Here is a 14,642-nt window from a genome sequence, read left to right as displayed (position 1 = left end):
CCTCTGATCAATCCCATTCGACGTAGGTCTTGCCCTTGGTCCCCAGCGGGCGGTGGCAGCCGGACTCCGAGCAGTCCAGCGGCGTGCGGCCACGCGCCTCGTGGGTCAGCGACTTGCGCTCCATGTCGCCCAGGTAGTTGGTGCCGCTCGCGTGGCAGCTCTTGCACCAGCCGGCGCCGCCGCCCTGGCTGCCGTTGTGGTTCATGCGCATCGACGACCAGCTCGTGGTGGTCTGGTGGCAGGCGTTGCAGTCCATGGCCGCTCCGTTGAGGAGCTGCGCCTCGGGGATGTGGTTGGTCGGCTTGGCCTGCAGGCCCTGGCCCACGTAGGCCGCGGTGTGGCAGCTCTTGCAGGGCTGGCCGGCCAGCAGCGAGTGGTTGGTCGTCACGGCGGTGCCCCAGCCCGCCTGCGAGCGGTGGCAGCCGTCGCACTTCACCGTGGGCACCTGGATCGGGATGTGGCCCGGCGGCTTGCCCGTCGCGACGTTGCCGTTGTGGCAGGTGTCGCAGGTGCCGGAGCCCACCTGGTTGCCCGGCGCGTGCTGGTACTGCACGAGGGTCCAGTTGCTGGTCGACTTGTGGCAGCTCTCGCAGGTCGTCACGCCGGTGTGGATCGCATCGGCCGGCTTGCCGCGGGCGCCGAGGAAGGCGCCGGTGTGGCAGGTGGCGCACTGCGTGCTGGTCGTGAAGTAGGCGTGGAACCGGCCCGGGTTCCAGCTGCTGTAGCCACTCTTGTGGCAGGCGTCGCAGTTGGCGGTGGCCGAGACGGTGACCAGCTGGTAGGGCACGTGGTTGCCCGGCTTGCCGTCGGCGGGCGGGTAGGTGCCGGTGTGGCAGCTCGCGCACTGCGCCGTGACGACGACCTGGGTGTGGTTCCACTTGGTCGGCTTCCACGCGGTCACGCCGTGGCACGAGTAGCAGTTCGTGGTGCCCACCGGGATGTGAGTTCCCGGCTTGCCGGGCGCGGATACGCCGTTGTGGCAGCTCGCGCAGTTGGTGTTCTGGTTGTAGCCCGAGTGGTCGACGTTGGCGTTGGTCCAGCTCGTCGTGTTGTGGCACTGCTCGCAGGCCGTCACGCCGTTATGGATGGGCGTGGCCGGCTTGCCCCGCGCGCCGAGGTAGCTGCCGGTGTGGCAGGTCGAGCAGCTCGTGCTCACGCTGTAGTACGCATGGAACCGGCCCGGGTTCCACGAGGCATAGCCGGTCTTGTGGCAGCCGTCGCAGTTGGCTGAAGCCGCCGGCGGCACCAGCGCATACGGGATGTGGTTGGCCGGCTTGCCGTCGGCGGGCGGATAGCCGCCGGTGTGGCAGCTCGCGCATTGCGCGGTGACGACGACCTGGGTGTGGTTCCACTTGGTGGGCTTCCACGCGGTGACGCCGTGGCAGGCGTAGCAGTTGGTCAGGCCCACCGGGATGTGCGTGGCAGGCTTGCCCGGTGCGTTGCTGCCGTTGTGGCAGCTGGCGCAGTTGGTGGCCTGGTTGAAGCCCGAGTGGTCCACCTGCGCGCCGGTCCAGGATCGCGTGTTGTGGCAGTTCTCGCAGGTCGTGGCATTCGCGTGGGTGGCGTCGGCCGGCTTGCCGCGGGCGCCGAGGTAGGAGCCGTTGTGGCAGCTCGCGCAGTTGGCGGTGACGCTGAGGTTGGCGTGCAGCAGCCCGGGGTTCCAGCTGCTCGTGCCGCCCTTGTGGCAGCTGTCGCAGTTGGCCGAGCCGCCGCCGGGCACCTGGGTGTACGGGATGTGGTTGGAAGGCTTGCCGTCGGCCGGCGGATAGCTGCCGGTGTGGCAGCTCGCGCATTGCGCGGTGACGACGACCTGGGTGTGGTTCCACTTGGTCGGCTTCCACGCGGTGACGCCGTGGCAGCTGAAGCAGTTGGTCGCGCCCACGGGGATGTGCGTGGCCGGCTTGCCGGGAGCGTTGCTGCCGTTGTGGCAGCTGGCGCAGTTGGTGGTCTGGTTGAACGCCGCATGGTCGACCTGGGCGCCAGACCACGAACGCGTGTCGTGGCAGTTCTCGCAGGTCGTGGCATTCGCGTGGGTGGCGTCGGCCGGCTTGCCGCGGGCGCCGAGGTAGGAGCCGTTGTGGCAACTCGCGCAGTTGGCGGTGACGCTGAGGTTGGCGTGCAGCAGGCCGGGGTTCCAGCTGGTCGTGCCGCCCTTGTGGCAGCTGTCGCAGTTGGCCGAGCCGCCGCCCGGCACCTGCGTGTACGGGATGTGGTTCGCCGGCTTGCCGTCTGCAGGCGGATAACTGCCGGTGTGGCAGCTCGCGCATTGGGCGGTGACGACCACCTGGGTGTGGTTCCACTTGGTGGGCTTCCACGCGTTGACGCCGTGGCAGCTGAAGCAGTTCGTCGCCCCCACGGGGATGTGCGTGGCGGACTTGCCCGAGGCCGTGCTGCCGTTGTGGCAACTGGCGCATGAGGTGGCCTGCGTGAAAGCGCTGTGGTCGGGCTTGGCCCCGGTCCAGGTGCTCGTGTTATGGCAGCTGTCGCAGGAGGCGGTCGTGGGCAGGTGGTCGCGCGGCTTGCCGGCGGCGATGTTGCCGTTGTGGCAGCCCTGGCAGCTGCCGGGCGCGATGCCGGTGTGGCTGAAGCGCGCGCCGGCGAAGCGGCGGGTGTCGTGGCAGCTGTCGCATGCGGCGGAGGTCGGCATGTGCTGCGCCGGCATGACGGTGTTGTCCTGGGTCCAGCGGGCTCCGGCCGTGTGGCAGCTGGCGCAATCCTTGGGCGTGCCCTTGAAGACGCCCTTGAGGTGGCAGGACTCGCATCGCTCGTTGACGTGGGCGCCGGTCAGCGGATAGCCGGTGGTCGAATGGTCGAACTGGCGGCCGGCGGTCGTCTGGGCCGAGGCCGGCAGCGCGAGCAGCAACCCGAGCAGAAGGGCAGCCAGCAGGAGCCAGCAGGCCGAGCCGGCGAGGACGAGGCGTTGCATCACGGACGGTCTCCCGGCTTCGGCGCGCTGGCGGCCGGGCGGCGCGTTCGCACGGTCCTCCAATCCGATGTGCCATGGCAGGTCTCGCAGCGCGCACCGAAGGCGCCTTCGTGGGCGTCGTCGCGCCGGTGGCAGGCGATGCAGTCGCGGCCGACGGCGGCGATGGCGGCACCGGCCGGCGCGCTCTCGCGGTGGCAGTCGGCGCACTTCGCCCTGGCATGCGCGCCGTCGAGCGGCCAGCGGCCGTCGCGTCCGTGGTCGAAGCGGACCAGCGGCCAGGCGCGCGCGTTGTGGCAACTCTCGCATTTCACGCCGAGGCGGGCCTCGTGGCGGTCGTCCTTGCGGTGGCAGCCGATGCACTCGCGCGCGGCATCGCGGTAGCGCGGGGACGCGTGGCAGCTCTTGCACTCCACCTTCAGGTGGGCGCCGACCAGGGCGAATCGCGCGCGGCCATGGTCGAAGCGGGCGTCGCGCCAGCGCGTCTCGCCGTGGCAGCTTTCGCAGCGGCTGTCGAGCTGACTTTCGTGGCGGTCGTCCTTGCGGTGGCAGCTCAGGCAGTCTGCGGGCGTGTCACGGTAGTGCGTGGCATCCGCATGGCAGGCCTTGCATTCGGCCTTCAGGTGGGCGCCGCGCAGCGCGTACCGCGTGACGGCGTGGTCGAAGCGCGGGATCTTCCAGCTGCGCTCGCCGTGACAGGAGGCGCAGGCTTCGCCGAGCGTGGCGCGATGCTTGTCGTCGGCGCGGTGGCAGCCGATGCAGGTCGACGGGACCTCGCGGTACGCCGCGCTCTTGTGGCAGGACTTGCACTGGGCATCGCCATGCTTACCGAGCAGGGGGAAGCGGCTGCGGTCGTGGTCGAAGCGGCCCACGGTCTTCCAGCCGGCCTCCTGGTGGCAGCTGGCGCATTCGGTGCCGAGGCTGCCCTTGTGGGTGTCGTCGGCTCGATGGCAGGCGACGCAATCGGTGCCCGGCTTGTCGCGGTAGAGCGGGCCGGCGTGGCAGCTGTCGCACTTGACCGCGCGGTGCTTGCCGCGCAACGCGTAGCGGGTGTCGGCATCGTGATCGAAGCGGGCAGGGCGCCAGGCCTTCGCGTCGTGGCAACTGTCGCAGCGCTCGCCATAGCGGCCCTTGTGGCCCTTGCGTTGGTCGTCCTCGCGATGGCAGCCGATGCAGACTTGCGGCGCGTCGGCATAGGCCTGGCCGGCGCGGTGGCAGTCCTTGCATTTCGCGTCGGCATGTCGGCCTGCGAGCGCGAACCGGGTGCTGCCATGGTCGAAGCGCGCCTCGGGCCAGCGGTTCTCGGTGTGGCAGTCGGCGCATCGCGACCCGAGCGCGCCCTGGTGGACATCGTCCTTGCGGTGGCAGGCGGCGCAGTCCTGCGGCGCCTCGCGCCAGCGCTTGCCCGCGGCATGGCAGGTGACGCAATCGACGACCCTGGCGTGCGCGTGGCGCAGCGGCCAGTCGGTCTGCCGGTGATCGAAGCCCTTCCGGTCGAGTGGGGCGATCTGCATGTCACGCCCCTTGTGGTCGGTGTGGCAGGCGCGGCAGGGCTGGGGCTTCAGCCGGCCGTGCAGGCCGGTGCGGGCCCGCAGGTCGCCGCCGACGTCCTTGTGGCATTCCAGGCAACGTCCGTCCTGGGCTGCCCGGTCGAATCGCACGTGGCAGCTCGCGCACTGGTCTTCCGACTTGGCATGGCCGCGGATCACCGGCCCGGGCGAGAGGGCCGATTCCAGGCTCTGCGCGGCGCCGCACGAGGCGGCCAGCCACAGCAGGAGGCCGAGGGCGAGGCGGCGCCAGCCCATCAGTACGCATGCACCGCAATGACATGCACCACGGCGCAGGCCACCATCACGTAGACGAAAGGCAGGTGCAGCACGTGCCAACCGGCGAACAGCCGCTCCCACGCGCGCAGCTGCACGACGCGAAGGGTCTGTTCGACGTGGTGCTCGGCATGGCGCTGCCAGTTCGCACGGATCTCCTTCCGGCGCCTGGCATCGAAGGTGGCGGGCGCGTCGCGCAGCGCGCTCTCGATCAGTTGGTGGACCTCACGCCGCGCGGTGCGGGCAGCGCGTCGGCTGTCCCGAAGCAGGCGCACCGGTCCGGCGGCCGGCGTGGCGAGGGCCGCGGCCTCGAAGGCGAACAGCCGGTCGCGAACCTGGGGCGCCAGGGCCAGCGAGGTGGCCAGGCGTTCGTGCGTGGCATGCAGTCGCCTGCGCAATTCGGCCAGCTCGGCATGCCGGCCATCCAGCCCCTGGTGCACGTGGCGGTACAGGTAGCGCCCCACGACCCCGCTGGCGGCCACGACCAGCATCGAGGCCAGCGCGATCGCCGCGTTCAGGGACCCCACCCGGAAGTTGCAGTGGACCAGGATCAGCCAGGGTCCGAGCACGCCCATCAGCATGTGGAAGACGAACCAGTGCCTCGTCGCCCCGAGCGTGCGCAGGCTGCGCAGGCGCTTGCGCAGCGGATAGGCGAACAGGGCGAGCAGGGCCGTCCCGCCGGCGACCCCCAGCCAGTAGCCGGCCCGGGACGCCGCGTCCAGGCCCAGCACCTGGCCGACCGCCCAGGCGGATCCGAGGGCCAGTACGGCAAGGGCGAGCGGAGCAAAGGCAATCGGGGCAGGCACGGAACTGGCCAAGGACGGAAAGGGATGGATGCGAGGTCATGAACGTGCATGTCGCGCAGGGCAGTTCGGCAGGCTATCGAACGAATCTTGGCGAATCCTTAAGGCGCCTCTGCAGGCGTGTCCGGGCGTGTCCAGGTGTGTCACGGGCCCGGCGCACCTTGCCGTGCGTCTGCACTACCATCCCCGACATGAGCGTAGTGACCGCAAACCTCCGCCCCTTCAAGCTGCCGGAGTCCGTGCTGGTCGTCATCCACACGCCCGAGGGCCGGGTGCTGTTGATCGAGCGGGCCGATGCGCCGGGCTACTGGCAGAGCGTCACCGGCTCCAAGGACCTCGACACCGAATCGCTGATCGAGACCTGCCGCCGGGAGGTGGAGGAAGAGACCGGCATCCTCATCGGCAGCCCTGAAGTGCCCCTGGCGGCGCTGAACGACTGGCAACTCGCCAACCACTATGAGATCTACCCGCGCTGGCTGCACCGCTACGCGCCCGGCGTGACCCACAACACCGAGCATGTCTTCGGCCTGGTCGTGCCCGACGGCACGACCGTGCGCCTGGCCCCACGCGAGCACACCGCCTACGCCTGGCTGCCCTGGCGCGAGGCGGCTGACCGCTGCTTCTCGCCGTCCAACGCCGAGGCCATCCTGCTGCTGCCGCGCTTTTCGACCCTGCCCACCGCATGAACGCCCGCGTCACCAGCCCGGCCGGAGTGCCCGGCTTCGCCGCCTCCACCTTCACGACGCAGGTGCTGCGGGTGGCCACCTACAACATCCACAAGGGGGTGCGCGGCGTGGGGCCGCAGAAGCGGCTGGAGATCCACAACCTCGGCCTGGGCATCGAGGCGCTGGATGCCGACCTCGTGTTCCTGCAGGAGGTGCGCCTGTTCCACGCGCGCGAGGCGCGCCGCTTCGACCACACCTGGTTCGGCTGGCCCGAGCAGGGGCAGGCCGAGTTCCTCGCGCCGCAAGGCTACGAGTCGGCCTACCGCAGCAACGCCGTCACCCGTCATGGCGAGCACGGCAATGCGCTGCTGTCGCGCTGGCCCATCGGCGACATCGGCCACCACGACGTGTCGGACCACCGCTTCGAGCAGCGCGGCCTGCTGCACGTGCCGGTGACGTGGCAGGGCATGAAGCTGCATGCGGTGGTGGCCCACTTCGGCCTCATCCACGCCAGCCGGGTGCGCCAGGTGCAGCGCCTGGCCCAGTTCATCGAGGCCGAGGTGCCTCCCGGCGAGCCGGTGCTGGTCGCGGGCGACTTCAACGACTGGGGCGAGAGGCTGGACACGCTGATGGGCGCGGTCGGCCTGAAGCGCGCCATGGCCCCCGAGGGGCAGCCGGGAGCGCGCGTGACCTTCCCGTCGCGGGTGCCGGTGTTCGCGCTGGACCGCGTCTACATGCGCGGCTTCCGCTGCCTTTCGACCATGGTGCCGCGCGGCAATGCGTGGGCCCGGATGTCGGATCACCTGCCGCTGGTCGCCGAGCTGGAGCCCGCCTGATGGCGTCGAGCGACGACGTCGGGGAGCGAGCCCAGCGCCCTCATCCCGCCGCCTGGTATGGCCTGCCGCTCCCCCAGTTCCTGGGCAGTAACGAGGCACGTCTGCTGCGGGGCGGCGACGAGCTCTTCCCGGCCCTGATCTGTGCGATCGACGGCGCGCTGCACGAGGTGTGGCTGGCCACCTACATCTTCCACGTCGACGAGGCGTCCGAGGCGATCGCGCGGGCCCTGGCGCGCGCGTCGCGCCGACGGGTGAGGGTGCGCTTGGTGGTGGACGGCTTCGGCACCCACCGCGCGCTGCCGCAGCTGCAGCGCTGGCTGGCCGGCAGCGGGGTTTCGCTGGCCGTGTTCCGCCCGCTTGAGCGCTGGTGGAACTGGCTGCAGCCGGGCCAGCTGAGGCGGCTGCACACCAAGCTTTGCGTGGTCGACGGCACGCAGGGTTTCGTCGGCGGCATCAACATCATCGACGACCGCAACGACCTGAACCACGGTTTCGGCGACGCGCCCCGGCTGGACTTCGCGGTGGCCTTGCGCGGCCCGGTGGTCGCCCCCATAGAGCAGACCGTGCGCGCGATGTGGACCCGCGCCGCCTTCGGCCATGACTGGCGCGCGGAGGTGGTGTCGATGGCACGAAGCACAGAGCCGCTCACGCAGGCCCGCCGGCTCATGCGGCGCCTGCGCATCCTGCCGCCCGAGACCCCGACCGCGGTGGCCGACCTGAGCCCCGTGCGTGCCGCCTTCCTGGTGCGGGACAACCTGCGCCAGCGCCGCTCCATCGAGCGGGCCTACATAGACGCCATCCGCACCGCGCACAGCCGGATCGACATCGTGGTGCCGTACTTCTACCCCGGCCGCTCGTTCCGGCGCGTGCTGGTCAAGGCCGCGCGCCGCGGGGTGCGGGTGCGGCTGCTGCTGCAGGGCAAGGTCGACTACCGCATGGCCGGCCTGGCGGCGCGGGTGCTCTATGACGAGCTGCTGGCCGAGGGCGTGCAGATCTACGAGTACCAGCCGGCCTTCCTGCATGCCAAGGTGGCCGTCGTCGACGAGAGCTGGGCCACGGTCGGAAGCTCCAACATCGACCCGCTGTCGCTGCTGCTGAACCTCGAAGCCAACGTCGCCATCCTGGACGAAGAGTTCGCCGGTGCGCTGGCGCAGGCTTTCGACCTGGCACTGACGCAGTCGCGCCAGGTCGTCGAGGCGCCGTACCGCAAGGGGGCCCTGGCGGTGCTCGGCCGGGGCTTCGTGGCCTGGGCCGCATACTGGTACCTCCGCATGGCCGGGGTGACCGGAAAGTATTGAACCCCCCGAGGAAATGACTGCGTCATTCCGGCCCCCAGGGGCCAAACAAGGCGGCAAAGCCACATTCGCTTGAGATGCCACGAAACATAGAGATCAAGGCGCGCATCGACAGCGTCGAGCAACTGCAGCCGCGCGCGGCGGCATTGGCGGACCAGGGGCCGATGCAGATCGCCCAGGACGATCGCTTCTACGAATGCGCGAACGGACGCCTGAAGCTGCGCCGCTTCTCGGCTGATCGCGGCGAGCTGATCTTCTACCGGCGCGCCGACGAGCAGGGCCCGAAGGAATCTTTCTACCTGCGCTCGCCCACCAGCGACCCCGAAGGCCTGCACGCGACGCTGGCTGCCGCCTGGGGCGAGCGTGGGCGCGTGGTCAAGCAGCGCACGCTGTATCTCGCCGGCCGCACCCGCATCCACCTGGACCGTGTCGAAGGCCTGGGCGACTTCCTCGAGCTGGAGGTCGTGCTGGCCGATGACGACCTCGCAGAAGAGGGCGTGCGAGAGGCGCATGCCCTGATGGCGATGCTCGGGGTGGAGCCTTCCCAACTTGTCCAGGGCGCCTATCTGGATGCGCTCGATCAAAGGAATTCCGCATGACCATGGCACGCCGTTTTTTCTGTGTCCTGTCCGTCGCGGCCCTGACGGCTTGCGCGGCGACGGGTGCCCCGGCCGAAGGGCCGAGCTACACCGTCGGCGTGGTGCAGGGCCAGCGCTCGGTGATCTCCAGCGAGAACCTGTCGCTGGAGCTGACGAGCGTCGACGACAGCCGCTGCCCCCCGAAAGTGCAGTGCATCCAGGCGGGCGCCGTCTCGGTGACGCTGCGCCTGCAGCAGGCGGGCGCGGCCTCCGAACTCATCACCCTGGGCACGCCGGGCACCGCGCTGCGGCCGGCCGAGGGCAGGATCCTCGGCTACCACCTCATCCTGCAGGACGTGAGCCCGCGGCCCGCCGACGACGGGCAGGCCGTCGCCTACCGCGCCACCCTGAAGGTCGTACGCGACAGCCGCTCGCGCTAGGGAAGGGCACGGACCCCTTGTCATGCATGCGTGAGCCTCCCTCTCGGAGGGAGGCTGGTGGGAACCCAGTGCATGCTGGAACCCCCTCGTGGAGGGGGCCGGGGGAGCCCAACATTCAGCCGCGCCCCCGCCTGCGGGAATGCTCGTTGCCTGAGGCCTTCGTCGGGGTGCCTTCGCGCCCTGTTGGTTTCAGGCCCGATGGATCCAGATCTCGTTCGCATTGCTTTGCACCTGGGCGGTGCCCTGCTCGCCGGCGGGGTGATCGGCCTGGAACGCAGCTTTCATGGCCGGCCCGCGGGCTTTCGCACCCATGCCCTCGTCTCGCTGGCTTCGTGCCTGCTGATGACGGTGCCGATGTACCAGGCCTTGTGGCTGCCGCCGAACGTGCCGACAGACGCCTTCCGCACCGACCCCACCCGCATGGCGCAGGGCATCATGACCGGCATCGGCTTCCTCGGCGCTGGCGTCATCTTCAAGGAAGGCCTGTCAGTTCGCGGGCTGACCACGGCCGCATCCATCTGGATCACCGCCGCCATCGGCATCCTCATCGGCATCGGCTTCTACCCGCCGGCGGTGCTGGCCACCGTGATGACGCTGGGCACCCTGTCGCTGTTCCGTTGGATTGAAGACCGCATGCCGGCGCACTACTACGCCCAGCACGTGGTGCGATTCCAGCGCGGCCGGACGTGGCCGGAGGCCCAGTTGCGCGGCTTTCTTCAGGCCCAGGGCTTCACCGTGGCCAACATGACCTACCGCGCCATCGACGACGAAGACCTGGGTTTCGAGTACCGGATGGTGGTGCGCACGACCCAGCAGGAAAACATGTCGCAGCTGGCCGCCGCGCTGCGCCAGCGTGACGACGTCAGCGCCTTCCGCCTTTCACCCACCGGAGATTGACCCGTGGCACGACGCTCCCGCTCACAGGCCCTGGCCACCCAGGCGGCCGAGCTCGCCTTCGCCGCGCCCCAGGTGGTGGCCCACCGCCTGGGAAGGATGGCCCTGGCCGGTGCCCGCCCTTCGGCCCGTGACAGGCGCGAGTTCACGCGCATGAGCAGCGAGAAGTCCGACGCCTTCGCCGAATCCTGGCTCGCGATGGGGGCCACGGCTTGGCGCCTGCAGCTGGACTTCTGGCTCAGCTGCTGGGGCCTGGGCTTCTCGCCGTGGCTGGGCCGGGGAGGCAAGCGAACACTGAACAGCCTGGCCGACAGCCAGCGCGCGGCGGTCGCCATCCTGGCCAGCGGCCTGGCTCCGGTGCACCGGCGCGCGGTGGCGAATGCGAAGAGACTGGGACGGGTGGGCCGCTGAGCTCTCGAGGCGCCCGGGCGATGCTCAGGAGACCGCGGGCGGCTCCTCGCCGAAGCGGTTGGGCCCGCGGGTGCCGGGCAGGAAACCGTTGACGATCAGCGCCCAGAGCTGGCCGACCACGGGGATCAGCGCGATGAGGACCCACCAGCCGGACTTGTCGCGGTCGTGCCATCGCTTGACCGAGATGGCGATCGCCGGCCAGGCGATCAGCAGGTTGACCCAGCGTTCGGCGCGATCGGCGTGGACGCCCGCGATCTCCAGCAAGGCCATGCCGACCATGCCCACCACCAGCAGGGCCAGCACGCCGTGCAGCCAGAAGCTGCGCCGGTTCACCCGGCCGCGAAGGCTGAAGTACAGCCGGTGCGGCGGCATGGCCTCGGCCAGCAGGGGCGTTTCGTGGTGGTGGGTCAGCGCGAACATGGGCCCGGTATTTTCCATCCGTCCGGTGCTCATTCGCTGCCCGCCCACAGGCGCTGCATGACCGACTCGAAGTGCCCCAGGCGCTCGGCCGCGCCGCGCTGCTGGTGCTCACGCACGACCCAGTCGCCGGCCACCATCACGTCGCGCCAGGGGCGGCCCGGGCTGGAGAAGACGAGCGCGTCCAGCAGCCGGCCGGGCGGGATGCCGGCCAGGCTCGCATCGCCCAGGTCGACCACCAGCAGGTCGGCTCGGGCGCCGGGGTGGATGCCCCAGCTCGCTTCGCCGGCCGCCGAGGCGCCGCCGTCCAGCGCGCTTTGCCACAGCCGTTCGGCGGTGGCGGGTTGGCCGGCTTCGGGCGCGGCGCAGACGTTGCGGGACTTCAGGCTCAGGCGCTGGCCGTAGTCGAGCCAGCGCAGCTCCTCCCGCCAGGCCCGGGTGACCTGGCTGTCCGAGCCTATCGCCAGCGGCACGCCGGCCCTGAGCCACGCCGGCAAATCGGTCAGGCCGTCGCCCAGGTTGGCTTCGGTGCTGGGGCAGATCACCGCCGTGCTGCCGCAGTGCGCCACGGCCAGGATCTCGGCGCGGTTGACGTGCGTGGCGTGCACCAGCTGCCAGCGTGCGTCCAGCAGGCCTTGCTGGGCGAGCCATTCGACCGGGCGCAGGCCGGTGGCGGCCAGGCAGTCGCGCACCTCGGCGGGTTGCTCCGCGACGTGGATGTGGATCGGCCCGTCGAAGCCCTCGGCCAGCGCTTGCAGCCGGTGGATGGACTCCGCCCGCGCCGCGCGCAGTGAATGGATCGCGACACCGGCTGACAAGCGGGCGTGGCGCTGTTGCTGCACCGCCGTGGCGGCGGCCCAGACGTCTTCGGCGCCCAGGTGGAAGCGCGCCTGGTCCGGCCGCAGCTCGGGCAGGGCGAAGCCGGCGCGCTCGTACAGCACGGGCAGCACGGTCAGGCCGATGCCGACCTCGGCGGCGGCCTCGACCAGCGCCTGGATCATGGCGTGACGCTCGGGGTAGGGCCGGCCTTCGGGCTGGTGCTGGACGTAGTGGAACTCGCAGACCTGGGTGTAGCCGCCGCGCAGCAGCTCGCCATAGAGCTGGGCCGCGATGGCGCGCAGCATGGCCGGGTCGATGGCGCCGGCCACGCGGTACATGCGGTCGCGCCAACTCCAGAAGTCGTCGTCCTGGGTCTCGCGCCGCTCGGCCAGCCCGGCGAAGGCACGCTGGAAGGCGTGGCTGTGGGCATTGACCAGGCCCGGCAGCACCGGGCCGGCCAGCGGCGCGACACCCTCGGGCAACGGGGTGTCGGGCTGCACCTTCTGCCAGCGGCCCAGGCCGTCGATCTCGAGCAGCACCGATTCGCGCCAGCCGCCCGGCAGCCAGGCACGTGAGGCCCACAGCGTCTGCTCGTTCATGCCACAGGACTCCAGTCCAGCAGGGTCTGCACCAGCGCGCGCAGCACCGGCGCCAGACGCGAGGCGCGCAGCGGGTCGATCGCGAAGGGCTCGGTCTCGTCCATGTAGGTGGACCAGCACATCTCCAGCTGGACCGCGTGGATGCCTTGTTCGGGCCGGCCGTAGTGGCGGGTGATGTGGCCGCCCTTGAAGCGGCCGTCGACCACCTGGGTGAACTCGTTCTGGCTCTCGAGCACCTCGGCCAGTGCCCGCCGCAGCGAGGGCGCGCAGCTGCGGCCCTCGGCGGTGCCGAGGTTCAGGTCCGCCAGCTTGCCTTCGAACAGCCAGGGCAGCTCGCTCTTGATGCTGTGGCCGTCGAAGAGGACGGCGTGGCCGTGCTCCTCCTTCAGGCCGGCGAGCTCGGCGGACAGCGCGTCGTGGTAGGGCTGCCACCACTGCGCACGGCGCTCCTCGATCTGTGCCGGCGTGGGCGCCATGCCTTCGCGGTACAGCGGCTCGCCGGTGAAGAAGCGCGTCGGGCACAGCTCGGTGTTGTTGGCCCCCGCGTACATCGGCGTGTTCTCGGGCGGGCGGTTCAGGTCGATCACGTAGCGCGAGACGCGCGGCACGATCATGCTGGCGCCCAGGTCGTCGTGGGCGAAGGCGTACAGCGCGTCGAGGTACCAGTCGGTGTCTTCGGCCTTCAGCGCGCGCTCGGTGTACAGCGGCTGCAGCGGCTCGGGGATCTGCCGGCCCACGTGGGGCAGGCTGACCAGCAGCGGCTGCGTGCCGCGCACCAGGCGGAAGACGGGCGTGTCGATGATGGTGGGAGCGGTCATGCGGTGCGATGCAGGTGGGAAGGTGGCACGGTCTGCCCGCCGGCCACGACGGCCGTGCACGGGTTGTGACCGAAGCGGTAAGCCAGCTCGTTCGGATGCTCGGCAGCCCAGACGGCAAAGTCCGCGCGCCAGCCGGCTCGCAGCTGCCCGTGGCTCGCGCCCAGCCCGAGCGCCTGTGCGGCGTGGCGCGTCACGCCGGCCAGGGCCTCTTCGGGCGTCAGGCGAAACAGGGTGCAGGCCATGTTCAGCATCAGCAGCAGCGACAGCGTGGGCGAAGTGCCCGGGTTGTGATCGGTGGCGATGGCGATGGGCACGCCGGCCTTGCGCAGCGCGGCGATCGGCGGCAGCTTCGTCTCCCGCAGGAAATAGTAGGCGCCCGGCAGCAGCATCGCCACCGTGCCGGAGGCCGCCATGGCCGCGACGCCGTCATCGCCCAGGTACTCCAGGTGGTCGGCGCTGAGGGCGCCAAGGCGCGCCGCGAGAGCGGCCCCGCCCGAATCGCTGAGCTGCTCGGCGTGCAGCTTCACCGGCAAGCCCAGTGCCCGGGCCGCTGAGAAGACGCGTTCGACCTGCGCCGGGGTGAAGGCGATGCGTTCGCAGAAGCCGTCGACCGCGTCGACCAGCCCTTCGGCATGCCACTGCGGCAGCCAGGCACAGACGGCTTCGATGTAGTCATCGGCACGGCCCTCGAACTCCGGCGGCAGGGCGTGGGCGGCGAGCGAGGTGGTGCGAACCGTGATCGGCAGGGCCGTGGCCAGGCGGCGGGCCGCCCGCAGGCAGCGGGCCTCGTGCTCCAGGCTGAGACCGTAGCCGGACTTGATCTCCATCGTCGTCACGCCTTCGGCGAGCAAGGCTCTGGCGCGTGCCAGGGCGGCGCTGAACAAGGTCTCGTCGCTGGCGGCGCGGGTGGCGGCGACGGTGGAGCGGATGCCGCCGCCGGCGCGCGCGATCTCCTCGTAGCTGGCCCCCTGCAATCGCATCTCGAACTCGCGCGCGCGGTCGCCGCCGTAGACGAGATGGGTGTGGGCATCGATGAGGCCGGGGGTGACGAGCCGGCACTGCAGCTCGATCACCTCCGCCTCTTCGGTGCCGCGCCGCGCTTGCCAGGCGGCCTCGGCCTCGGCCGAGGGCCCGACCCATTCGATGCGCTCGCCTCGCGTCAGCAGGTCGCCTTCGGGCAGCCAGCCCCAGGCGGGCTCGCCGGCCGCGGCCGACATCGTGGCCAGGCGACCGCCGCGCCACCAGCGCCAGCGGGAATCAGGGGAGTCTTCAGCAGGGGCAGTGCTCACGTCCGTTGACTTTGCAAGCTAGGGGTGGAAAC

Annotated in this window: 14 protein-coding genes; 7 read left to right on the top strand and 7 right to left on the bottom strand. The window is 70.8% G+C overall.

The window, feature by feature from the left end:
* Positions 1-7: 7 nt before the first annotated feature.
* From ACS5PM_RS22590 to ACS5PM_RS22580, 3 genes are read right to left on the bottom strand one after another with little or no spacing between them, the layout of a single operon-like run.
* Positions 8-2,926, bottom strand: a complete 2,919-nt coding sequence (locus ACS5PM_RS22590) for a cytochrome c3 family protein (RefSeq protein WP_439389956.1) — start codon at positions 2,924-2,926, stop codon at positions 8-10.
* Complete coding sequence (locus ACS5PM_RS22585; RefSeq protein ID WP_439389955.1) at positions 2,926-4,728, bottom strand: cytochrome C; 1,803 nt, start codon at positions 4,726-4,728, stop codon at positions 2,926-2,928. Before ACS5PM_RS22585 ends, ACS5PM_RS22590 begins: the two co-directional genes overlap by 1 nt.
* The gene (locus ACS5PM_RS22580; protein WP_439389954.1) at positions 4,728-5,552 is read right to left on the bottom strand and encodes a hypothetical protein; all 825 of its coding nucleotides are present in this window, start codon (positions 5,550-5,552) and stop codon (positions 4,728-4,730) included. Before ACS5PM_RS22580 ends, ACS5PM_RS22585 begins: the two co-directional genes overlap by 1 nt.
* Before the next feature lie 188 nt (positions 5,553-5,740).
* Here ACS5PM_RS22580 and nudB point away from each other — a divergent pair, with 188 nt between their 5' ends.
* The 7 genes from nudB to ACS5PM_RS22545 all read left to right on the top strand — a co-directional run bounded on the left by nudB (position 5,741) and on the right by ACS5PM_RS22545 (position 10,668).
* The gene (nudB, locus tag ACS5PM_RS22575) at positions 5,741-6,235 is read left to right on the top strand and encodes a dihydroneopterin triphosphate diphosphatase (RefSeq protein ID WP_439389953.1); all 495 of its coding nucleotides are present in this window, start codon (positions 5,741-5,743) and stop codon (positions 6,233-6,235) included.
* A complete protein-coding gene (locus ACS5PM_RS22570) occupies positions 6,232-7,050 on the top strand; it encodes an endonuclease/exonuclease/phosphatase family protein (protein WP_439389952.1) in 819 nt (272 codons plus the stop codon). The genes nudB and ACS5PM_RS22570 overlap by 4 nt, the downstream gene beginning before the upstream one ends.
* On the top strand, positions 7,050-8,348 hold the full coding sequence (gene clsB / locus ACS5PM_RS22565; protein ID WP_439389951.1) for a cardiolipin synthase ClsB: 1,299 nt from the start codon (positions 7,050-7,052) through the stop codon (positions 8,346-8,348). Before ACS5PM_RS22570 ends, clsB begins: the two co-directional genes overlap by 1 nt.
* 74 nt (positions 8,349-8,422) lie before the next feature.
* Positions 8,423-8,944: a class IV adenylate cyclase gene (locus ACS5PM_RS22560; protein ID WP_439389950.1), complete on the top strand. Its 522-nt coding sequence runs from the start codon at positions 8,423-8,425 to the stop codon at positions 8,942-8,944.
* A gap of 2 nt (positions 8,945-8,946) precedes the next feature.
* A complete protein-coding gene (locus tag ACS5PM_RS22555; RefSeq protein ID WP_439389949.1) occupies positions 8,947-9,363 on the top strand; it encodes a hypothetical protein in 417 nt (138 codons plus the stop codon).
* Positions 9,364-9,561: 198 nt separating this feature from the next.
* Positions 9,562-10,260, top strand: a complete 699-nt coding sequence (locus ACS5PM_RS22550; RefSeq protein ID WP_439389948.1) for an MgtC/SapB family protein — start codon at positions 9,562-9,564, stop codon at positions 10,258-10,260.
* 3 nt (positions 10,261-10,263) lie between these two features.
* A complete protein-coding gene (locus tag ACS5PM_RS22545) occupies positions 10,264-10,668 on the top strand; it encodes a polyhydroxyalkanoate granule-associated phasin (protein ID WP_439389947.1) in 405 nt (134 codons plus the stop codon).
* 24 nt (positions 10,669-10,692) lie between these two features.
* Here the strand turns inward: ACS5PM_RS22545 and ACS5PM_RS22540 are convergent, their stop codons facing one another.
* Genes ACS5PM_RS22540 through hutI form a run of 4 tightly spaced genes read right to left on the bottom strand, consistent with a single transcriptional unit; the run spans position 10,693 to position 14,538 of the window.
* Complete coding sequence (locus ACS5PM_RS22540) at positions 10,693-11,088, bottom strand: DUF805 domain-containing protein (RefSeq protein ID WP_439389946.1); 396 nt, start codon at positions 11,086-11,088, stop codon at positions 10,693-10,695.
* Positions 11,089-11,117: 29 nt separating this feature from the next.
* Entirely contained in the window at positions 11,118-12,503 is a 1,386-nt protein-coding gene (gene hutF, locus ACS5PM_RS22535; RefSeq protein ID WP_439389945.1) for a formimidoylglutamate deiminase, read from the bottom strand.
* Complete coding sequence (hutG, locus tag ACS5PM_RS22530; RefSeq protein ID WP_439389944.1) at positions 12,500-13,321, bottom strand: N-formylglutamate deformylase; 822 nt, start codon at positions 13,319-13,321, stop codon at positions 12,500-12,502. The genes hutF and hutG overlap by 4 nt, the downstream gene beginning before the upstream one ends.
* Positions 13,318-14,538 carry an imidazolonepropionase gene (gene hutI, locus ACS5PM_RS22525; protein ID WP_439390064.1) on the bottom strand — a complete coding sequence of 407 codons (1,221 nt, stop codon included), beginning with the start codon at positions 14,536-14,538 and terminating at the stop codon, positions 13,318-13,320. The genes hutG and hutI overlap by 4 nt, the downstream gene beginning before the upstream one ends.
* Positions 14,539-14,642: the final 104 nt, after the last annotated feature.

The organism is Ideonella flava, assembly GCF_051857595.1.
Taxonomy (GTDB): domain Bacteria; phylum Pseudomonadota; class Gammaproteobacteria; order Burkholderiales; family Burkholderiaceae_C; genus Ideonella.
The sequence above is the reverse complement of the archived record's forward strand: the minus strand, read 5'-3'. Positions and strand labels throughout refer to the sequence as shown.